At 41.1% G+C, this 21,503-nt stretch carries 19 protein-coding genes; 8 read left to right on the top strand and 11 right to left on the bottom strand.

Annotated elements, in window-relative coordinates; all coding sequences use genetic code 11:
- Window positions 1–75: 75 nt before the first annotated feature.
- The gene (locus KF820_00535) at window positions 76–1,356 is read right to left on the bottom strand and encodes a hypothetical protein (protein ID MBX3456835.1); all 1,281 of its coding nucleotides are present in this window, start codon (window positions 1,354–1,356) and stop codon (window positions 76–78) included.
- 388 nt (window positions 1,357–1,744) lie between these two features.
- On the opposite strand from KF820_00535, the gene KF820_00530 reads away from it, so the two are divergent.
- On the top strand, window positions 1,745–2,557 hold the full coding sequence (locus KF820_00530) for a hypothetical protein (protein ID MBX3456834.1): 813 nt from the start codon (window positions 1,745–1,747) through the stop codon (window positions 2,555–2,557).
- Between the two features lie 447 nt (window positions 2,558–3,004).
- Window positions 3,005–3,094: a type II toxin-antitoxin system YoeB family toxin gene (locus tag KF820_00525; GenBank protein MBX3456833.1), complete on the top strand. Its 90-nt coding sequence runs from the start codon at window positions 3,005–3,007 to the stop codon at window positions 3,092–3,094.
- Between the two features lie 103 nt (window positions 3,095–3,197).
- Here the strand turns inward: KF820_00525 and KF820_00520 are convergent, their stop codons facing one another.
- Genes KF820_00520 through tssK form a run of 4 tightly spaced genes read right to left on the bottom strand, consistent with a single transcriptional unit; the run spans window position 3,198 to window position 10,208 of the window.
- A complete protein-coding gene (locus KF820_00520; protein MBX3456832.1) occupies window positions 3,198–3,641 on the bottom strand; it encodes an OsmC family protein in 444 nt (147 codons plus the stop codon).
- Window positions 3,641–7,969, bottom strand: coding sequence for a hypothetical protein (locus KF820_00515; protein ID MBX3456831.1), 4,329 nt, complete (start codon window positions 7,967–7,969; stop codon window positions 3,641–3,643). Before KF820_00515 ends, KF820_00520 begins: the two co-directional genes overlap by 1 nt.
- A complete protein-coding gene (locus KF820_00510; GenBank protein ID MBX3456830.1) occupies window positions 7,966–8,835 on the bottom strand; it encodes a DotU family type IV/VI secretion system protein in 870 nt (289 codons plus the stop codon). The genes KF820_00515 and KF820_00510 overlap by 4 nt, the downstream gene beginning before the upstream one ends.
- A 2-nt stretch (window positions 8,836–8,837) precedes the next feature.
- The gene (gene tssK / locus KF820_00505; protein MBX3456829.1) at window positions 8,838–10,208 is read right to left on the bottom strand and encodes a type VI secretion system baseplate subunit TssK; all 1,371 of its coding nucleotides are present in this window, start codon (window positions 10,206–10,208) and stop codon (window positions 8,838–8,840) included.
- 88 nt (window positions 10,209–10,296) lie between these two features.
- On the opposite strand from tssK, the gene KF820_00500 reads away from it, so the two are divergent.
- The 4 genes from KF820_00500 (at window position 10,297) to KF820_00485 (ending at window position 14,256) form a co-directional block, all read left to right on the top strand.
- Entirely contained in the window at window positions 10,297–10,680 is a 384-nt protein-coding gene (locus KF820_00500) for a DUF4280 domain-containing protein (GenBank protein MBX3456828.1), read from the top strand.
- Window positions 10,680–11,897: a type VI secretion system protein TssA gene (tssA, locus tag KF820_00495; protein MBX3456827.1), complete on the top strand. Its 1,218-nt coding sequence runs from the start codon at window positions 10,680–10,682 to the stop codon at window positions 11,895–11,897. Before KF820_00500 ends, tssA begins: the two co-directional genes overlap by 1 nt.
- Before the next feature lie 107 nt (window positions 11,898–12,004).
- The gene (ald, locus tag KF820_00490; protein ID MBX3456826.1) at window positions 12,005–13,120 is read left to right on the top strand and encodes an alanine dehydrogenase; all 1,116 of its coding nucleotides are present in this window, start codon (window positions 12,005–12,007) and stop codon (window positions 13,118–13,120) included.
- Window positions 13,121–13,284: 164 nt separating this feature from the next.
- Entirely contained in the window at window positions 13,285–14,256 is a 972-nt protein-coding gene (locus KF820_00485; protein ID MBX3456825.1) for a hypothetical protein, read from the top strand.
- Between the two features lie 58 nt (window positions 14,257–14,314).
- On the opposite strand, the gene KF820_00480 is transcribed toward KF820_00485, so the two are convergent.
- The 3 genes from KF820_00480 to rpmF are packed head-to-tail and all read right to left on the bottom strand — an operon-like array spanning window position 14,315 to window position 16,523.
- The gene (locus KF820_00480) at window positions 14,315–15,274 is read right to left on the bottom strand and encodes a ketoacyl-ACP synthase III (protein ID MBX3456824.1); all 960 of its coding nucleotides are present in this window, start codon (window positions 15,272–15,274) and stop codon (window positions 14,315–14,317) included.
- Between the two features lie 9 nt (window positions 15,275–15,283).
- A complete protein-coding gene (gene plsX, locus KF820_00475) occupies window positions 15,284–16,297 on the bottom strand; it encodes a phosphate acyltransferase PlsX (GenBank protein ID MBX3456823.1) in 1,014 nt (337 codons plus the stop codon).
- Between the two features lie 19 nt (window positions 16,298–16,316).
- The gene (gene rpmF / locus KF820_00470) at window positions 16,317–16,523 is read right to left on the bottom strand and encodes a 50S ribosomal protein L32 (protein ID MBX3456822.1); all 207 of its coding nucleotides are present in this window, start codon (window positions 16,521–16,523) and stop codon (window positions 16,317–16,319) included.
- A gap of 313 nt (window positions 16,524–16,836) precedes the next feature.
- Here rpmF and KF820_00465 point away from each other — a divergent pair, with 313 nt between their 5' ends.
- Complete coding sequence (locus KF820_00465) at window positions 16,837–18,402, top strand: ABC-F family ATP-binding cassette domain-containing protein (protein MBX3456821.1); 1,566 nt, start codon at window positions 16,837–16,839, stop codon at window positions 18,400–18,402.
- Window positions 18,403–18,442: 40 nt separating this feature from the next.
- Here KF820_00465 and pgsA read toward each other — a convergent pair whose 3' ends face one another.
- On the bottom strand, window positions 18,443–18,988 hold the full coding sequence (gene pgsA, locus KF820_00460; GenBank protein MBX3456820.1) for a CDP-diacylglycerol--glycerol-3-phosphate 3-phosphatidyltransferase: 546 nt from the start codon (window positions 18,986–18,988) through the stop codon (window positions 18,443–18,445).
- A 188-nt stretch (window positions 18,989–19,176) separates the two neighbouring features.
- On the opposite strand from pgsA, the gene KF820_00455 reads away from it, so the two are divergent.
- Window positions 19,177–20,154, top strand: a complete 978-nt coding sequence (locus KF820_00455; protein ID MBX3456819.1) for a sel1 repeat family protein — start codon at window positions 19,177–19,179, stop codon at window positions 20,152–20,154.
- A gap of 53 nt (window positions 20,155–20,207) precedes the next feature.
- Here the strand turns inward: KF820_00455 and pth are convergent, their stop codons facing one another.
- Both pth and KF820_00445 read right to left on the bottom strand, forming a co-directional pair.
- Window positions 20,208–20,780, bottom strand: coding sequence for an aminoacyl-tRNA hydrolase (gene pth / locus KF820_00450; protein MBX3456818.1), 573 nt, complete (start codon window positions 20,778–20,780; stop codon window positions 20,208–20,210).
- Window positions 20,781–20,785: 5 nt separating this feature from the next.
- Window positions 20,786–21,388, bottom strand: coding sequence for a 50S ribosomal protein L25/general stress protein Ctc (locus KF820_00445; protein MBX3456817.1), 603 nt, complete (start codon window positions 21,386–21,388; stop codon window positions 20,786–20,788).
- Window positions 21,389–21,503 lie beyond the last annotated feature (115 nt).

Genomic DNA, 21,503 nt, shown 5'->3' with positions numbered 1-21,503 from the left:
ACTCTTTAGAGCTGCTAGAGCTAATTGCCCCATCGTGTCTAAGGCGAATCAGAAGCCCCTTAGAGTCTAGTAAGTCTAAAAAAACAACTTAGCTCCCACGATCATAGTCATTAAGTTCGTAGGTCTTGGATTATAACTTTTGTAATACTGCTTATTGCGAAAACTATGATCTTGTGTCAAGAGTACAGTAAGTTTATCTTTGATAATGTTTAGTATTTCCAGTTGTTCTTGTAGATCTCTACTTTTTTCTTTTAATTTTTCAGATGCCGATATTGCCAAAGCTAATTTTAATACGTATTTGCTTTTTTCTTTTTCTATCACGTCTTGAGAAAGTCTTTGTTGTTGTGAAAGACCGTATTGTTCCAATAAAGCTGCATAGGTACTGTCAAAAGAACTATTCTCTTCTTTTCCTGTCAAATCTGCTAACTTAAGTCTAAGGCGCTCGATCTTAGATTCTTCAAGCTCCTCAGCCTGTTCATATACTCTACGTTTTTTTTGCAAGAATTCATGCATAAAGAAAAAAGTTGATCGATTATCAGGAGAGGAATCATATAAAAATGAATATAGAAAATCACTATACTTTACAGCATCAAACCCAATAGAAAAGAATTTTAGATCGGGATAATAGCGCACAAATGAACTCTTGTTTTCCCCCATCAAATGTCGCTGGTTGAAGGGTAAATTTTGTAAAACACCCTTAAAATTTACATTAGAAATCATAAACCCTCTAAGCATATTATAATTTATCAGGAAATCAAGAAGCTCTTCTTCGATATCTAAAAATTGGGAGTATATTTCTCTATCAGCCTCGTTATCAACGGTATCTTTATAGCCTGGCGTATTCATACCCATTAAGAAGCCATGTCTACCACTTAAAAACGCCACACATTCTTTTAACTCTTCGCAAAGAGAATCATGACTTCTATCTATCTGCGGCATGAAATAACTAACTGAATTTACATCAAAATGTTTATCTAAGTAGTCGCAGATATCCTTTCTTACAGTATTTTTAGTCGTATCAACAAGTTGACCAAAGATATAGGGATGATCCCACAGTGCCACTTTTTTTGCCATATGGATTATTAGAAATAAAGTTATATCAGGGCGTGGCACGTCCCCAGTGGCATACGATTCTATTTTTTTGGATAGCGCGTTCGTTAGTCTGTTTTCTTTTCGGAAAATCTCATCGATTTTAGTAGCTGCCATTGCATAATCTTGAGGAATATCCGAAGACGGATCTTGGTAAGAACTAATATCTCTAGCTCCTGATAATAAAATGCCTGGATTATCATTTGCCTGTGAATCTATATTTAATGAACATAAAGACATTGCCAACATAAAAAATTTTTTAATCACTGTGTTATCCTTTTTTGTGATTAGCTTCGATTTTGTTATATAATGTGAATTTGATATAAGAGTCATCTCTCCCCTTGGGTGAAATGTTTTGGAATCTTGCAATTACAAGGCATCTTATATATTTTATCTGATGTTTTTTATTTTTATATATCGAATTCATGCTCATTATACAGGAGTCCATCATCGGAAGACAATAACATTTTCATAAGATTCTTGTCTAAGCTATATATAAAATAGCTTAGGAGATTGAATAATCTAAGATTGAGGAACGCAGTAATAACCGTTGTATGAACTGCCATTTTAAAACCTATTTTCATGTTGAAAATTATATCATTAGCATCCACATAATATTTATAAATCCAAAAACTAATAACGGTAAATTTAAGCTATGCTAAAAAATATTCTTCTTGTAACAAGTATCATTATCCAATCCCCCGCTATTTCTGCAGAGGATAGTGCAGCACATCAAACAGGAACAACTGAATTAATCAGACTTCAAGATATTTTGACAGGAGCAGTCAGAGGCAAAGGAATCATCAATCTAGATCCGGAAAGCGTTAGAACCTTTTTAGAAAATGATCTTCACAGAAGCACCACAGCAACAAGTGCTCATCCTCGCCATACAGCTCAGATAGACAGTACACATATTAAAGCAATCATTGGTAACGGAAATGATGCTGTTGCTTTCGGCCAGTTTTACTCTTATAAAACCGACCTTAGTAACATACAAGTAGATGGTGATTGCAATACGATCTATATAATTAACGGAGTGGGAAACACTAAATCGCTTACAGAAAAAGGAACGTTATCCCTTACTGTTGATAAACAAGGATCAACAACTATAAAACATATTGTCCAAGGTTTGGTAAGTGATTCAGCCGTACCCCAATTTAAAGAAGAACAAAATGAAACGGTAGTTCCACAAGATTCTACAACACCTGAGGCTGCCCCTGTTTCAACATCTTCATCTCCTACCTCTTCTATAAAGTTACCAATAACACAAAAAGGCAGTAGTAGCCCTCTAAAAAAATTAGGACGAATCTTTAAAAGAACTTCGAGTTCTAGCTCAAGTAGCTCACTGCCAGAAGCAGGTAGCTCTAGTCCAACATCAAGGAAAAATTCAACACCGCCATCACCGCAAGCTCACGCCCTCAATCAACAATTGGCCAAAGAGTTGGAAAAAAGGAATTCTCGGCATTAACTTTAGGTTAAATGAAGGGGAATCTTGTTTTCTTGATATTACTTCTCAAATAAAATCACCCTATTAAATATAGGGTGATTTATAACATGACCTCTAAGTTAATGATTTATGGTGTTGATAATACTATTAAAACTTAAGGGTCTAGAGAACTTTAGAACCTAAATAACGTGAGTTGGACATAGGAAGGTCTATCTAGCAATAGAATTCGTCATCCTCGACTAGAAATTCTAAGTTTTCGTTAGAAAACGCTAAGGATTTCTTGATCGGGGATCCAGATAACCATAAAAAACGTAGATCTCCAATCAATCAAAGCTAGGGTTTCTAGCGAAACCCTAGCTTTGCTCGTCGGAGATGACGAGCGTGTCTGGTCTTTCTTATATCGAACTCACATTTGCTTTTAATGTCTGATTTTCAATTGGAATAACTATAAAATTGAATCTTGCAGGAATGTTGTCGAGAAGAATCAATCAAGAGTATAGACTCGTTTACAAAATTAATAATAAGGTTATTATTATTCAATGCCGTTACCATTATTAACCCCAGTATTTTTCATTTTTGTACCATATATCTTATGCTGATTTAAAATTATCTAGCTATATATTTATTCTATCTAATCCTATGAAATTTTAGCAAATTCCAATTATCTTTTCACATTCACAGTGGTAGCTATTTGGATTTCCCCTGTTAAGGCGCGGTGAACTGGGCATTTTGAGGCGATTTCTTTGTATTTTTCTTGTTGTTCTGGGGTTAACATCTCATCAAAATAGAGTTCACGGGTAAATACATGGGCGGTTTTGCCTGTCTCTGGATCTATCCGCTTTGTTATACCGACTTTAACTTGGAAGAATCCTAATTCTATGCCTTTGTGGCGAGCGTAATACCGTAAAGTCATTGCTGTGCAAGAAGCTAAGCTTGATGCCAACAGATCATAGGGATTCATGCCATGATCATTCCCGCCCGACTCAAAAGGTTCGTCCGTGGGGATAACCTGACGGTGCGTTTCTATAGTAAAAGAAAAGGGTGTTGCATCGTGCATTGGCGTTGCCAATACATCACCTTTTTCTAAATCCTGACGGCGGATCATTATTGTCCTCCTGCGTCAGCACCAGCATCATCTGCCGGGGCTGCAGCCGCTTGATCATTATCTGTTGGTTGATCATCTGTTGCCGCATCCGGTAGTGGTTCCTCTTCTTCAGCCTGAGGTTCTATGGGTTTTTGTGATCCCATGGTCAAAACAGGTTCATTTTCCTTTTGCATGATTAAGTCAGGAAGATCCGGCGCCAATGTTGGGAACGGTGGGATCCTAACAGGTTTACCTGATTTCTTACCCTTTGAGGCAGATAAAATCGTTACCCGAATAAAGGCTAGGGTTTTATCTTCAGGACCATTGGGAATTTCATACTTCAGGATATAAGGTACCGGTTCTTGCAGTTGGCTGTATTCACTTTGTAAGGCTTGTTGCTGACGGATCATCCAGAATAAAGACCAGCGACCAGGATATTTGTATGTAACAGTGCCTTCTTCAACTTCCATGTTGGCTTGATTCGGGTCTTTGTACGGTTGCATCCGTGAGGTTGGGGGCCAACGGAAACTAACTTGAATCTCATTGCCAAAACTCCATTTTCCAACTTTTGACTTGTCGTGGTTGGTAATGACCGATGTATCATTCGGTGTCAATGTCCAGTCAATAATAACGTTTGCTCTTAATTCCTTGTCTCGATTAACACGGAAGGCAACATCAAGATCAAAACTTGGGACTTCAGCCGGAACAGGAGAATTCAAAAAGGCTGAGAAAAAACCTTTGAGTTTTTCCATGGCCGTTAAGAAAGCATAAGAATCATCGGCTTCTGATCCAAGCTGATAGACTTGGTCATAGATCTTTTTAGGGTCATTTCCGGCATCCTTATACAGGCGGAAAAATTCTTTGATATCATCGGGTTCTGCTTCCGGAGAATCCGGTTGTGGATTCGCCAAGAAGGGGAATTTGTCGCGAATGTTATCATTAAAGTATTGTGCCAGCTTTTTATAGTTATCAATGCTTTCTTTGCGTCGAATCACTTCGCAACGGGATAGAATCTTGCGTTTTAGCTGATCGCGACGGTCAAGAAAGTAATCCCCAGATCCGGAACGTAAATCCTTGAGTGGGATTTTTGTAAAGCACTTATCCAAGTCAACGTCAGCAAGGTCTTTCGTGATTGCATCTTCTAAAGTATGAAGCGAGTTGCCAGGTTTTTTCTTCTCGTAACCATCGACATCATCAATGAGTCGTTTCCATTTAAAGACTAAATCGTCTTTACCTTGGAATTCTTTCATGATTGGCGCTGTTAAGAATTGGATCATAAACGCTGCATACTCGTCTGCCAGACGGCGAACAAGGGCGCGTTGTTTTTCCAAAAAGTTATTTAAATCGATGGAATCCTTGACGTTATAACCTTCGAAAATAGGCGAATTAACACCATTCCACCAATCAAAATTATTGTCCTTAACTTTATAAAGACCATAACCTTCTAGAACTTCATCTACTTGTTCTAACAGGCGGGTCGACAGCATGCCCAAGAGCGTTCTAAGGTCAACGAAACCTGTACCGACATTGCCATCATCCATAACTTCTAAGAGCTTTAGGAATTTTGGCACAATAGTTTTCACATCATCAATTTTGTTGCGCAAGGTTTCTTCGGCGGAAGCCAACGTCGATGAGGACATCGGACGCGGCGTAATTGTTTGAGCCTTAGCAATTAGGCTGACAATATTCTTTTGTAGATTTGCACGGATGGCTTCTTTCAAGGTACCACGAATTCCAGGTGGAACATCGTCAAGGTGTTTTTCAGCAAACTTTTCATAATCTTTGACCTCGTCCGTTGCCATATCAATGAGTTTGGAATTCCAAAAGACCACATGGGTTTCCGGAATCTTCGAGACAAACATCTCACCCGTTGGCTCAGCCATAAAACTTTCGTTAAACAAGAGAGTTAAGCTCTTTTCTAGATTGAATATCCCATCTGACGGATAAGCTTTTTTCGGATCATTAATTGCTTTTTTCGGCGCCAATAACTTATTTAGTTGTGTTAGGCTTTGTTGGAATTGACGGAAAGCAGCTGCAGTTTGACTTGCAAACAGGTTAACCATATCCGAGCCAAATAAGTTGAATCCGGTAATCTGACTCATGACATCGGAAAAATCTGCCCCTGCATCAAAATACTCGCCATCGATCCACGTTTTCCCAGGTTCGCCCATGTGAGGCACGGTTTCATGCAGACTTTGAACAATTTTCCGCAACGGATCAAGATCAGGGATCTTTTCATCAGAACGATTCCCATATTCTTTCATTAAGAAATTCAATTTCCCAATGATTGAATGTTCATTGCGGGGGGAAAACAGATTTGTTGTAAAATGATCAAAGAGATGGGATAGCGTTTGTCGAGCTGTTTGTTCATAAGGGTTTAAATCGATTTTCGGATAAATAACATCTTTTAGATCATGTCTGAAATGGGTGTAGTCTTTCAAGAATTCCTTTGGCAAATCGATGCCTAACGTGTAAATGACAAGGTCTTTTAATAGATCCGGGTCAGAGCTATCTTGCAATCGATTGTACTTATCAATATTATTGCTAAGATCGATAAAACGTTGAACAAATCCCTTGAAGAGCTGATATTCAACTGTATTAGTTGGGGTTAACATTTCACCAAGATCTTTGGTGAAGTCATCAGGGCCAACCCTAAAGGTTAATAGATCTCGAGCTTTCAAAAGGAGGTCCATATAAATGGTGCGAACAATAATCTGGTTGTAGGAAACCTTTAGAGATGTCCTTAAGTTATCGTCAATGGGACTAAACCAAGACGAAGGCATAAAAATAGAAAAGAAATTTGCCTTATGTAAATTATCCATCATATCCAACAATTCACGGGTTTGTTGGTCAAAAATTTGAGCTGTGATTCGGTTCTGGTCCATTCGTGTTGCCGGGATTTGATACAAGATCGAGTTAACTTTACCCAGCACTGGTAATAGATAGTCGCGATTTTCTTTAAAGTTGTCATAGGTCTTTAAGATGCCGTATGTCCCAATCCCGAGAAAACCAATAATACCAGCTTTTGCATAATTTAGATTTCGATTGGATGAGATTAATCGTTGGCGAATCGGTTGGGCAAGCCCTGTTTCCTTGAAAACTTTATCCGTCAAAATATCTCGGAAAAAGAAGACCGGACTTGGTCGTTCTTCGTGAATTGGGTCTGTTTCAAGGTCGCCAACCTGAGTTTTTATCGTCGGCTCTGATTCTTGTTGTTCCATAGCTGACAATTGATCAACGGAAAGTTTTGCCCCGCTATCCCCGCAGAAATAAATACCTCTTAACATCAACGATTCATCATAAGATGTAATCTTAAAGATTTGATTCATATAGAGAGAAAGTGGTTTTTGCAAGTGCATTAGCTCTGATGGAAAAACAAATATGCCATCACGGGCAAGTTCATCAGCCCCTTGTCCTAAGACTTCTAATTTGACGCGGGTAAGGGCGTTTTTGACATGACCAAATGCTTCTGAAATCCAAGATGCGTTATAGGCAGTCCCCGGAGTGTAGGGAGATGACCAGCCAATCATATTGTTGCGGTTGTCAAAGGGAATGGCACTACATAAATTTTTAAATCCCGGAACAATATCTGTCTTTGTTACGACAACATACACGGGAATTCTGAGTCCCATAAAGTTTTGAGTCGCGATCAATTTTTGTGATAAATATCGCGCACGGTCTGATATCTCTTCTGGAGATAATTTGTTTTTCCCATAGAGTTCCGTTGCAGGTATCGTCAAAATTATACCATCAATCGGGCGGCGATGGCGATATCGTGTTAACAGGTTAACAATGGTCTGCCACCCTTTTTCATCCGCATCGGTTCCCCGAGATTTGATTAAGAAATCACCGCGAATATCAAGGATAACCCCGCGATTAAGAAACCACCATTTTAATCCGGGGTTATCTTCATTGATTCCAAATGTTGGTTTACCAATAGGAAGTGGGATTTCAGACCGTTCAATCAGACTGGTTTTCCCAGATCCTGAGGTTCCGATCATAAGGTACCATGGCAAGAAATATTTATAATTTATTGTATCAAGACGTTCGCGCAGTAAGTCAAGAGCTCTTAAGAAAATAAGACTTAGATCACCAACTTTAAAATATCCCTTTAACGTTAGATACCGCGATAAAAGTCCGCCCCAAGGTGGTGTTTTATCTTCAGCCGGCGGAAGTTTTTCCGGTTCTGGTGTATTAGGCGGAACGCGCTTGTCCACTTCTTTTTTGACGCGACTAGAGGTGTAATAGAGGAAAAGCAACATCAAAATCAACGCGATAATTGATCCAACGATCACAATGATGTGAATGTATGCGTTTAATCCAGAGATAAAGTCCATTATGGTCTTCATGATAAGCCTAACTTTTGTGCTTGAGTCAAAATTTGTCCAAGTGCATCATCCATGTCGCGTACAAGTTTAAACCATAAAAATGATGATACAGTAATGAACACGAATAGGATTGCTGCAAAGGCAGTTACCCAGTTGCGGACATCAGGAATACCTTTGCCGGCGGGTATGGATATAATATGGTCATAACATTCAGGAACTAAATATTCTCGTCCTGTTGTAAAGAGAAGAGGCGCATGACGGTTGATCATCTTATAGAGTTCATGACGATACCAATCAATCTGTTGGTCTTCACCGAGATCACGGTATCGTCCTTTGAATCCTAGGGACAAGATCATCATATAGATATTAGCCACATCATTACGCATTGGATCATTGTTTTCGAGTAAATCATCGATCTTACGAAAAACAAGTTCACCCGCGATTTGGGTGTGGAAAAATTGTTTTTCGATTAGGTTATTTTCCCAGCGTGTTTTGCCGACCCAGCTAAAAGATAGAAACGTTTCATCGAGTAAGGCAACCATGGCATACAAAGCATCCTGAAAATGACTCACGGCAAATTCGCCAACCTGGTTTTGAGCCTCAAGTGAGAAACGCTCAAACATACTGCGAAATTTATGCTGAATTGTATCCGTAATTGTTGTAATTTCAACAGTTTCTTGGCCCTGTGCCTCATCATGTTCAGCTTGATCTTGTTCGACAATATTGTCAGATTGCGTTTCTGTATGAACTTCGGGCGGTGGGGTGAATGCAATCCCGTCTTCCAGCGTTCTAAGGGCGATTTCCTTTTGGATTAAGAGTTCACGGTAAAACTCTTGGAAGTATTGCATTAGGAATGTCGATGTAGCAGCAGAAGCATCAATGGCCATAATTAATCATCTCTTTTAAGTGATTCAACAACAGATGTTTCAAGTTCCGCATGGCGCAGGTATAGAACGGCTTCCATGGGGCGTTTGTCTGGAGTATCTGCGGGGTTAAATATGTATAAACGTTCATCGGGTTTGATAAAGGCATTGTCCGTTTTTATAGCAAAGAGGCAAACACCACGGCCAGCCATTAAATCTAAGGTTTCAGCTTCATCCATGAGGCGACGCGGGGCACCGGTGATGCGTCGTACACGAACGGCCTCTAACATGGATTCACTAACGACGATTGCATCTTTCATCCAGTCAATCATTTCAGGTTCGGTCATGGTCGCGCTGGTTCTAAGGCCAATCATGACGCGTTGTGTTATAATTTCTGGCTGAAGTTTTACCGAGAAATATCCATCTTGAAAGGAAAACATTAAGACGCTAAATGCCTTTTCGATGCTATCCGTGATCATATGAATCCAATCAAGCATAGGAAGACACGAATTCATGATTTCGTTATGATTATAAGTTGGAAACACAGGTGGTACCTGACCCAGTCTTAAGGTTGACATTTTACCGGCGACAACACATAGTAAACGATGAATTTCAGCCGGATGCGCCTTTCCTGTGTGAAATATAGGTTCAAGAACCGGCAGGCTTTCAACGATTGGCTTGAGTTGTTGGGACGTTTCCATCAACAAGGGAGTGCCAATTTGTGTTTGCCACTTTTCGGCTAAGAATCCCGCTTTCTCACGGAACCGACGAAGGAGTTTAGTTATTCCATCAGCTAGCGGGGTTTTTCCATGAACTTCAAAACAAGGTGGCATATAAGAGACAAAGCCAAAAACTTCATCAATATACTCAAGTTTTGCAATTGGGATGGAACTATAACGTGGCGGTGGAGAGTCGCTCAGAATAAGCATTATTTTTGGTTGAAGGCGTGGAACATGGATAACATTGTCGGCAACATTATCATCTGTTACGTCATCGCCATCAGTCGCTATATAGCGTTGCCAGTCACCAGTTATGGGTGATGTTCCTGAAACTAACTCCGGAACACACAGGTAGAGTGTGTGAACCCGATTTTCTAGAGCATCTGTATAAGGGGTTAAATCAAGCGAAAGTGGTGTTGAATCAGGGGCTTGGCTATAATCAACGACCAAACCATCCGGCATGATTGCGTGTACTTGTAAAACGGTGACGAGTCCTGTTGCAACAGTCACTTGATCAAATTCTAGACTGAGCACGCCCCAGTGGTGATGAGATAGGGCGTGCATATGTGTTGTTAAGAGTTGCTGAGATCTTAACTCGAGTTGCTGAAAATGTTGTGGAGACAGCAGCATTCCTTCATACCATTGGATTGCTGGCACCAAACGAAGATTTCGCGACATGTTAAAATCCTCAAAAAAGTTAATTAAAAATTTACGTTTCCTTTTTAGTATGCAAAGATTAATTAAAATGCACAAGAGGAAAAGAACAATGGCTAACATGACAACCCAAACGGCGACCCTTCAATGTTCTTATGGGGCGTCACCTTGTTCGTTAACAGTCACAAATGTAACAACAGCTCAAGGTGTTAATAATATGGCTGCGAACATTCTAACCGACACAGCTTATTCTGATATTTCTGGTTTTTCTACGTGTACCAGCCCGTCAAATCCTGTAATTTCGGGAAGCGGTGGGACAGTCAGTTCAACAGGTTGTACCCCAACTTTTGGGTCACCGTGGACGCCAGGGTCAACAACAGTGCAAATCAGTAGTATTGGTGCGTTGACAAGTTCTTCAACACTTACGTGTAATTACGCTTCTGGAACAATTTCGATTATAAATTCTGGCGCAACAACAGTAACAGTGGGGTCATGATGTCTGATAATCCAAATCGTAATGGTTTTCTTGATATTGATAACCTTATCAATCCAATAGCAGGGGACAATCCGTGTGGAATCTCGTTGAGATATGAACAGATTTATGATCAAATCCGCGATGCGCGCCGTGAAGACGATGATACGATTTCGTATGGGATTTGGCAGCATGATTTAAAACGGGCTGATTGGTTTAAGGTTGAGGCTTTGTGCTGCGAAGCTTTATCCCAACAAACGAAGGATCTCCAGATTGCAGGATGGTTGACTGAAGCTTGGGTTCAACTTGATGGTATTGACGGACTTAGCCGTGGACTTAGTCTGATCCGAAAGTTGACTGATACTTTTTGGTCCGGAATTCATCCGACTATTCGATCAGGTGATCTGGAGTATCGGTCACAATTTTTTGACTGGTTAAATAAAGCTGTAGCTGATCGTCTGGTCAAATTACAGTTTGTGCCGAATGAATTAGGCGAGGGGATAAGCTATGCGGATTGGTTGGCTGCACAGCGATTGGATACTGTAAAGCGAACGCCCAATTCGGAAAAATGGGTTAAAAAGGCCGAAGAGCGAGGTCAAGTAAGTTTTAAGCAATGTCATACTTTGTTGTCACGAATTACAACAGAATTTGGTGATAATTACCTTCAGAGCATCTATTCCGCACAAAATGCTTTGCATGATCTAAAAGAGGTTCTGGACAATCATTACCCCGAAAATACGTTAGCTTTTGATGAGTTGGGGAACTATTTGGATGAGATGTCCCGAATTTATAAAACAGAGGTGTCAGGAAGAGAACGTCCTCAAGAAATGGTCTCTGATGATTCTTTGACCTTGACTGTGCCTCAGCATCCGGCATTACCGGATGATAATTCCCATGCGGATAATTTTGGTGATCATTCAACATCTGCACCCGAGATCCCGGGCCTTGCCGATCAAAGTGGGGGTGGGGGGCATGCGACATCTGCTCCTGTAATTCCGGGATTGGCAAGTCAACCCAATGCGGGGCAAGATCGGGAGCAAATTTACCGCCAACTGAGTGGTATTGCGGATACACTTGAAAAGATTGAACCCCATAGCCCAGCGCCTCAGATTTTGCGGAAAGTCATTGCTTGGCAAAATAAATCTTTGATGGAAATTTTTAATGAACTTGGTTCCTCGCCCGAAGATCTAGTTGCTTTGATGCGATTTCTAGGAATTGGGGGGACAAAGCCTGCCGTTTAAACTTTCTTAAGGGTACAAAAATTTCGTGCTATCTGTAAAAAAGTGCGTTAATGTGTCTTTAGGGTTGGTGGAAGGGTAATTTTATTTCGTGCAAGGGGGGAGTCACTATGAAAATAGGTGTACCAAAAGAAATTAAGATCCATGAATATAGAGTTGGTATGACACCATCTTCGGTGCGAGAATTGACCTCTCATGGTCACACAGTTTTTGTCGAAAAGCAAGCTGGTACGGCTATTAGTTTTACGGATGAGGCTTATATTAAAGCTGGTGCACAAATTCTCCCTTCTGCCAAGGATGTTTTTGCGGAATCTGATATGGTTGTTAAGGTTAAAGAACCACAAGAATCAGAATGGAAAATGTTGCGCCCTGATCAAATTTTGTTTACATTTTTGCATTTGGCTCCAGATCCGGCTCAAGCACGTGGCTTGATGGAGTCTGGATGTACGGCCATTGCCTATGAAACTGTAACAGACAACTTTGGTGGATTGCCACTATTGGCTCCAATGAGTGAGGTTGCAGGACGAATGTCAATTCAAGCGGGGGCAAACTTTCTGGAAAAAACAAAAGGGGGACGCGGCGTTCTGTTGGGTGGGGTTGCCGGGGTTGAACCGGCCAAAGTTACCATTCTTGGGGGGGGTGTTGTTGGTGCTAATGCTGCAAAGATGGCTGTTGGCCTTGGCGCAAAGGTTGCCATTTTTGATAAAAGCCCGCGTCGTCTGAATGAGCTCGATTGGTTGTTTGATGGGCGTGTTCAAACGATTTATTCAACAAAGGATACCATCGAAGAATATGTGACTCAGGCTGATCTTGTGGTTGGTGCTGTGTTAGTTACGGGTGCTGCTGCGCCAAAATTAGTTTCCCGAGAGATGTTAACGCATATGAAAAAAGGAGCTGTCCTTGTTGACGTTGCAATTGATCAAGGAGGGTGTTTTGAGTCTAGCCGCCCGACAACGCATACAGATCCTGTTTATATTGAAGATGGGATTGTCCATTATTGCGTGACGAACATGCCGGGTGCTGTTGCTCGTACATCAACATTAGCTTTGAATAATGCAACTTTGCCATTTATTGGGGCATTAGCTCAAAAAGGTGCGCTCCAAGCGATGCGTGATGATTTGCATTTGCGTAATGGGCTTAATGTTTACCAAGGCCAGATCACTCATCCGGTGGTTGCCCGTGATTTAGGTGTAGAGTTCTTAGATCCACAACGTGCCGTTGCTTAATATACAGTCATTTTAGTCATTAGGCATCACAACTGCGTTGCTCACGTACTCAGTATACGCTTTGCGCCTAATTGCTTATCCAATAACTAATCTAAATGACTAGAGCCATTCAAATTGACTATAATATTATTTGACAGGATGTCTCTCTTGAAAAAGGAGGCATCGTGTTTAAGCGTATAGTATTATTTTACCTGTTAATCTTTAAAGTCAATGCAGCACAAGTTGATAGCATTGATAAACATTGCATTGATATGTCTGTTGCTGTTTTTCAGGCACATCAAAGTTATTTGAATGATGGAAGACCTGACGCTTATCGAATTGATTTAAATAAATCATCAACGTATGATGGGTGTTTTTTTAGGGCTGTCCCTGTTCGAATCGATCGGTCTACAACGCCTGATTATTTTAAAGATTGGGGGGAATTATTACCAGTTTATGGGAAAACAGGTCTTGATCATTCGTGGACAGGGGATCAAAGACAAGAAACTTTCTTGGGGATGGTTGGTTATCATCCCCAAGAGAATTTGCTTGTTGTATCGTTCCGAGGTACGCGTGAGTACCAAGATTGGTGGAACAATGCTAATTTCAATCGACGCAAACCAGAACATATGGACGACAGAATCAATCTTCATGCAGGATATCTGGATGTGTTTGAGAGCAGTCTTCAATCCTTAGCAAGATGTATAACTGAGTTAACAGAGGATTTGCCGATCTCCATCCAAGATGACGTCCATGTTGCGATTACTGGTCACAGTTTGGGTGGATCTGTTGCTGCTACCTCAATCCCCTTTATGCGTCAACGCTTTCCATTTCAATATATGTCCTTGCGAATGTTTGGTTCACCAAAAGTTGGGGGTGAAGATTATAACCAATGGCTGAAGGATAGAGCTGTTACTACTAAATCATTTATGCGTGAGACGGATCTGAGCCCTGCAAATCCATCCGGTTATGGCTTGACATACTTGGGTGATACGATAACCTTACCTCATTATGACGATCCTTGGTATTTATGGCCAAAAGCCCATGACGATCGTAAATATCGTCGTGCTATTTATGAGCATCTTGAGTTGCCGTATGATACAGGGCCAACACACGATATTACCGTGAAGTTTTGGGGGAGAGAGTATAAAGTTTAGGCGGGAACCTGTATTGTATGTCAGCTTCTCATCCCTCTCCTATAGAGGAGGGGTATTGTTACCAGCGAATTAAGGCTGATCCCCAGGTTAATCCACCACCCATGGCTTCAAAGACCAGCAGGTCGCCACGTTTGATGCGTCCATCGCTCACGGCTGTGTGAAGTGCTAGGGGAATCGACGCTGCGGATGTGTTGCCATGAGTGTCAATGGTGACGACAACTTTTTCAGGGGGCAAATCAAAATGTTCTGCAAGGGCATTAATGATACGATAGTTAGCTTGGTGAGGGATGAACCAGTCAATTTGGTCTTTTGCGATTTTATTATGATCCAGTGCTGTTTCAATTGCAGATCCTAGTTTTTCCACGGCAAGTTTAAAGATTTCTTTGCCGGCCATGTACATATAACCGAATTGGCCACAACCGGGTCCACCATTGACATACAGCAGATCTTTAAACGTTCCATCGGAAAACAGGTGGGTGGATAAAATGCCTTGGTTGGTATTTTCTTGAGCTTCGACTAAGACAGCACCGGCACCATCTCCAAAGATGACAGCCGTTGCCCGGTCTTTTGGATCAACGATTCTAGACATGGTTTCTGTGCCAATGACGAGTGCCTTTTTGATCTTCCTAGCTTTAATCATTGAATCTGCAACATCTAGTGCATACAAGAACCCGCTGCACACAGCTTGAACATCAAAAGCAAAAGCTTTAGTTGCGCCGATTTTTGCTTGGATAATTGTGGCAGTTGATGGAAAAGTTTGATCTGCTGTTGTTGTCGCAACGACGATTAAGTCAATATCCTCGGCACAGGTTTTTCCTCTGCTCAGGGCATCGAGCGCAGCCTTTGCACCTAAATCAGAGGCCATTTCACCATCTTGTGCAAATCGACGCTCTTTGACGCCAACACGGGTTGTAATCCAGTCATCAGTCGTTTCAATCTGAGCAGCAAGCTCGGCATTTGTTACAACTTTTTCAGGCAAATATCCACCTGTACTGACGATAACAGAGCTTACGGTCATATACTATTCCTATAGTTCTTTGATTTTTTCTTCAATTTCTTGCCCAAGATTGAGCGTGTCTGAATTCTTTGCAAGATTAATGGCAACTTTTATGGCGTTGGCAAAAGCAACGGCATCTGCCCCGCCATGACTTTTCACGGCTATCCCTTTTAGGCCAAGAAACGTGGCGCCATTATATTTACGTGGGTCAAGCCTATTTTTAATATTTTTGAATGATTTATGACCAACAAGATAACTCAATTTCCCGAGTATAGAGGATTCCATCGTGTTTCGAATTGTACTGAAGATAAATTGAGCAGCACCTTCAAGGGTTTTTAGGGAAACATTACCGGTAAACCCATCTGTTACAACAACATCCGCAACACCATGATTAATGTCATCGCCCTCGACAAAGCCAACATAGTTGATGTCTGGGATTTCTTTCATGAGTTGGGAGGCGTGTTGGACGATTGCGTGTCCTTTGACTTCTTCTGTTCCGACATTTAAAAGTCCGATTGTTGGATTTTTAACGCCAAGCATGCGACGTGCCATAACATCGCCCATAACGGCAAACTGCATTAGGTTTTCGGCTGTACATTCAAGGTTTGCTCCCATATCTAAACCAATGCAATATCCGTGAACTGTCGGTAACAGTGCAGCAATAGCCGGACGATCAATACCATCAAGTGATTTTAATGTGATTTTGGACAGTGCCATATAGGCGCCTGTATTTCCGGCTGAAACCACTGCATCGCATTTGCCCTCTGCTACAGCCTCAATGGCTCGGCGCATGCTCGAATCTTTAAGTCGTCGTAACGCATCAACAGGTTTTGTGTCGCTGGTAACAACTTCAGTACAATGGAATATTTCTGATTTGCTGGAAAGGAAGGGGTGTTTAGAAAGCTGAGACTTAATTAGATTTTTATCGCCATACAAGTGAAAGCGAACATCTTTTACTTCCTGAAGGGCAAGTTCTGCGCCATCAAGAACGATTGAGGGGGCTTGATCGCCCCCCATAACATCTAGGGATACACACAAAGACATCTCTCGTGCTCCTAATAGCTTATTCAGCAGCAGTCGTTTCTTCTGTAGCTACGTCCTGAGCAAATACTTGTCGACCATTGTAGTGACCGCAAGATGGACAAACGTGATGTGGTAGTTTGCGTGAACCACAGTTAGAGCATTCATTGCTGTTAACTGGCTTGAGTGCGTGGTGCGCACGGCGCATGTTACGGCGTGATTGCGATGTTTTTTTCTTTGGAACTGCCATTTTAAAGACCTCAAAAAATTATATAGAAAAAAAATACCTTACAATTTTTCTAACTTATTTTGTCTAAAAGAGCAAGTAGAATCGTAAAAATAATAATGTTTTTGTTGTAAACATTGTTGACGATCGCAGAAAATCAGCCTTATTATATGCCTATGATATACAGAACTAAAAAATTTTTTTTCAGATGCGGGTAGCGTCGGTGGATTTAGGCTCTATAGTTAAATGATCCGCCGCGTACCTATCCCCATTCTTTATGGATTTCTGCGCGGTTTGTTTGAGCATTGCTCGCAATATAATATATGGTATTTCAAAAATGTTAAGAATTCAAAATTTATCCAAGGCATTTGGAGATAAAGTCCTATTTAATGCAATATCTTACCATTTCCCTGAAGGGGAGAAGGTGGCTCTTGTCGGGGCAAATGGTCAAGGGAAAACGACACTCCTTAATATTATGACAGGGCGTGATTATGCTGATTCAGGTGAGATTACAAAACCCAAAGAAGCAGTGATTGCTTATCTTCCTCAATCGCCGAATTCTAAACCCGCCGATAGTATCTTGACTGAATGTCTGTCAGGACATGAAGCAGCTCATAAACTAAAGGTCAAAATGGATGCGTTGCTTAAAAAAATGGAAACAGATTATAACGAGCATGATCTTGAAGAGTATACTAATTCATTGACTCAATTTGAAAATCTTGGTGGCTATGAACTTGAAGGAAAAGCTGAACAAATTTTGCTGGGCTTAGGTTTTTCTCGTGAACAGTTAGATCAAGATCCTTTGTCGTTGTCCGGTGGATGGCGTATGCGTATCGAGCTTGGAAAGATATTATTAAGTAACCCAGATTTTATGATCTTAGATGAGCCGACAAACCATTTAGACTTGCCAAGTATTGAATGGTTGGAAGGATATTTGAAATCGTATCCCCGTACTATTGTTTTTGTATCCCATGACCAGGAATTCCTGAATAATGTATCAACGATTACATTGTATCTGAATAAAGGTGTCTTGCGTCAATTTGCTGGGAACTTTGATGATTTCCTCAAACAGAAAGAACAGCAAGAACAAACGACCATGGCCGCTGTCAGGAAGATTGAGGCGCAAAAGGCTCATATGCAAAGTTTCGTCGATCGCTTTAAGGCTAAGGCGAGTAAGGCAAAGCAAGCGCAATCAAGGATGAAGATGATTGAACGTTTGGATGAGGTATTGTCAGGCGTAACATTGGATCAAGGTGTTGATAAAATCCATTTCCCGCGGATTACAATTCCGAATTCGCCTAAAGATGTCCTTGTTTGTGATGATATGGTTATCGGTTATGATAAACCCTTGTCTAAAAAGATTAAACTTAAGTTTAATAAGGGGGAAAAGATTGCTATCGTTGGGCGGAACGGCATTGGTAAAACAACATTCCTTAAGACAATTTGTGGTGAGATTCCGACTTTGTCTGGCGCGTGTAAGATGGGTGAGGGGATTCAGATTGGCTATTATGCTCAGGAAAGTGCTGAGCTTCTTGATGGAAAGCTGTCGGTACTTGAGACGATCCAGCATTATGCTCCGGCTTTAAGTGAGCAAGAACATCGTGGTATTCTGGGGTGCTTTTTATTTAAAGGGCAAGACCCGATGAAGAAAGTTAAGGTGTTGTCCGGCGGTGAAAAATCTCGCTTAGTAATGGCTGGTTTAATTGCTCAACGCCCTAATTTATTGGTATTTGACGAACCAACAAACCATTTGGATATGTTGTCTTGTGAAATTCTGGCAAAAATGCTTGAGGAATATAAAGGAACTTGCTGTATTGTATCGCACAACCGTCACTTTATCGACATGTTTGCCAATGTGATCGTTGATGTGTCCGGCGAAGGAAAGTGGGATACGCTACGGTAGATTTTTCACCTCTCCCACAAGGGGAGAGATGGCGAAACCCTCAATCCTCAAAGTTTTTGATTGTTTTTGCTACATAAGAGTAGGCTGTTAAAACTGTCAGTAGGCCGGCTGCCCATAAAAATAATTCACCAACCCAAGCAATAGGGCGCTTTGAAACGTCACCAATTAATAAAATAGTGATTGCCAGCATTTGGGTAGCTGTTTTCCATTTTGCTAGATTGCTCACGGGAAGGCCGATGTTCATATCGCTGAGATGTTCGCGAAGGCCGGATACCATAATCTCACGGCAGAGAATAATAGCTGCAGGGATGAGGGATATTCTGGATATTTTATCAAAACCTGCCATATACAACAGAGTCGTTGCGACCAATAATTTATCTGCAAGGGGGTCTAAGAATGTTCCTAGCTTACTTGTTTGCTTAAGGACGCGTGCGAGGTATCCGTCCAAATAATCTGTGGCGCAGGCGCTGGAAAATGCTAGGACTGCAATCCATTTCCACACAGTTGTATCAAGATAAAAGGCCAAGACAACAACTGGGATTAATAGAATTCTGATGAATGTAAGTATGTTTGGAATAGTGAGCACGACGATCCTCCTAGACCAATACTGACATTGATCTGCTTGTGATTCAAGAGGCTTTAGCTAAAATGAAAGCTATCTATCTTAAATTTTGGTGGGAATTTAAATAAAAACGTTATATAACACGTTAAACGAAGTATTTAGAAAACGATATTTTGTTGAATATTTTTTATTTTGAACTGAAAGGAAATAATATGAAGAGATTAACCCTGAGCCTATTGGTGTTGTCGGCTAGATTGTATTCGGCAGAAGCTCCTGCTCTTGACTCTAACCCAATGGCGTCTGAACAGCTAAGCTTTAGTGATATGATTTTTAATGAAATTAAAGAAAAAGCTGACGGAGGAGATATTGGATCTTGTCTTTCTTATGGAAGTTACCTTGTAGGCTTTGTTGCTAATCCTACAGAAGGGAGGGAGAAATATGCTGAGGGAGTTGCTTACTTGATAAAGGCTGCTGATGCAGGGCAAGGGGATGCTTGTCTGATGGTTGGTATTGTTTATGCAGAGGGGCATTATGGGGTTCAAGTTGATAAAGAGAAAGCAAAAAAATACTTTCAGCGTGCTGTGGATAAAAAGGTCGCAAATGCCTATGCAAGATTAGCTCAACAATTAGTTTCTGACGATTTAACCTGTGATCAGCCCAACGTTGTCGTTGATTTATTAGAGAAGTCAATAGCAGCCGAAGATCTAGCAGGATATTATTACTACGCAATTCTTTTAAGGGAAGCTGATTTTATCGACTCTGACTTGGTTCGTGCTTTTAACTATTTTAAGAAAGCTTCTGATGAAGGAGATTATTCTTATGCTGATGGTATGGTTGCTGTTATGTATCACGGTGGTGAGGGAACGGTACAAAATTATCTAGAGGCTGAAAAATATTATGAAAAAGCGCTGGAAAAGGAGCCTGAACATTTTCAGTACCAACTTAATTTAGCGCAGATTCTTTTTAATAATCAGGGGAGGGAGCCTAATTTAGTACGTGCTGAACAATTGCTGACGGCAGCGGCGGACTCTGGGAGTGCAGAGGCTCAGCGTGTGTTGGGGGTGAGATTATACAAAGGACAAAGGTTGGCTGTTAACAAAGATCGTGGTTTAGAATATCTGAATAAGGCTGCTGCGCAGGGCGATTTTATGGCTGCTACGATGATAACGCTCTTTAGTATGGGAATGTAAAAACTATCCATAAAACGATTTCTGTTCATATTTGTGGGCAGAAATCGTTAATCTCACCCATTATAATACTGATTTAGCCAATCTGCTGGTTCTTGCTTAAGGATGTCAGGGATAGTTTTGCTGAGGCGGGATAATAGATCAATAAGCCAATTTTCGTCGTCTTTGTGAAAATTCCCAAGGACATAGCCGCTGACTGCATCTTTAAAACCCGGGTGACCAATACCTAAGCGAATACGCCAATAGTTTTGGCCTATACACTGATCGAGGCTTTTGAGTCCATTGTGTCCGCCGGCACCACCGCCCTGTTTTAGTTTGACTTTGCCGGGTTGCAAATCAAGATCGTCATGAAAGACAAAAATATTATCAAGTGGTACTTTATAGAATTTCATGGCCTCAGCAACAGAGCGGCCGGATAAATTCATATAGGTCTGAGGCTTAATTAAAACAACTTTGTTTGAACCAAAGCGACCCTCGGATACGTGGGCGGAAAATTTAGATTTGAAGGAGGGGAAATTCTGCTCATTAGCGATCAGATCAATCGCCATAAATCCGATATTATGTCGATTTAGGGAATACTGGGATCCAGGATTCCCTAAACCAACAAATATGTAGGTGTTGGATTCCACCTAAATTACTCTGCTGATTCCTCAGCTTCTTCTTTAACGCCGCCACCAGGAGCAACGATCGAAACGAGTGTATTGTCGCGGTCAGGATGAGCAGCAGAAACGCCTTTTGGCAATTTGATGTCTGTCAAGTGAACAGCGTGACCGGCTTCTAGGCCAGCTAAATCAACTGTGATTTCGCTTGGGATAGAATCTGCTGGGCAGATAACTTCTAATGTATGGTGAACGATGTTAACGATACCACCTTTTTTAACGCCAGGTGCTTTATCGTCATTGATAACATGAACTGGAATGTTAACGTGAATCTTGGCGTCTTTAGCAACGCGCAAAAAGTCAATGTGCATTGGTGCATCTGTTACTGGGTGCAACTGAATATCCTTTGCCAAAACGTGTTGGGTTTTTCCGTCAACAACAAGGGCGAACAAGCGGCTAAAGAAACCTGGCTTGTACAATTCTTTTGAAATGGAGCGAGGGTCGATAGAAATGTATTGATTTTCTTGTTTGTTCCCGTAAACGACACCTGGAACTAGACCTTCGCGACGTGTTGCTCTTGCGCCACCCGTACCATTTGCTGTGCGGTTCTGTGCTTCAATAGCGTGAATAGAACTCATTTATACTCTCCGTGTATGGTTTAAACAACAGTGTTGACATGGGTATACCTCACGTCAAAACGTTCGCATGAATCACATGATATACTAAAATTAGGGGGTTATGCAATATTAAATT

The sequence above is a fragment of the Candidatus Paracaedibacteraceae bacterium genome (assembly GCA_019636055.1).
Lineage (GTDB): Bacteria > Pseudomonadota > Alphaproteobacteria > Paracaedibacterales > Paracaedibacteraceae > Paracaedibacter.
Note: the sequence above shows the minus strand (reverse complement) of the source record. Positions and strands in the feature narration are given on the sequence as shown.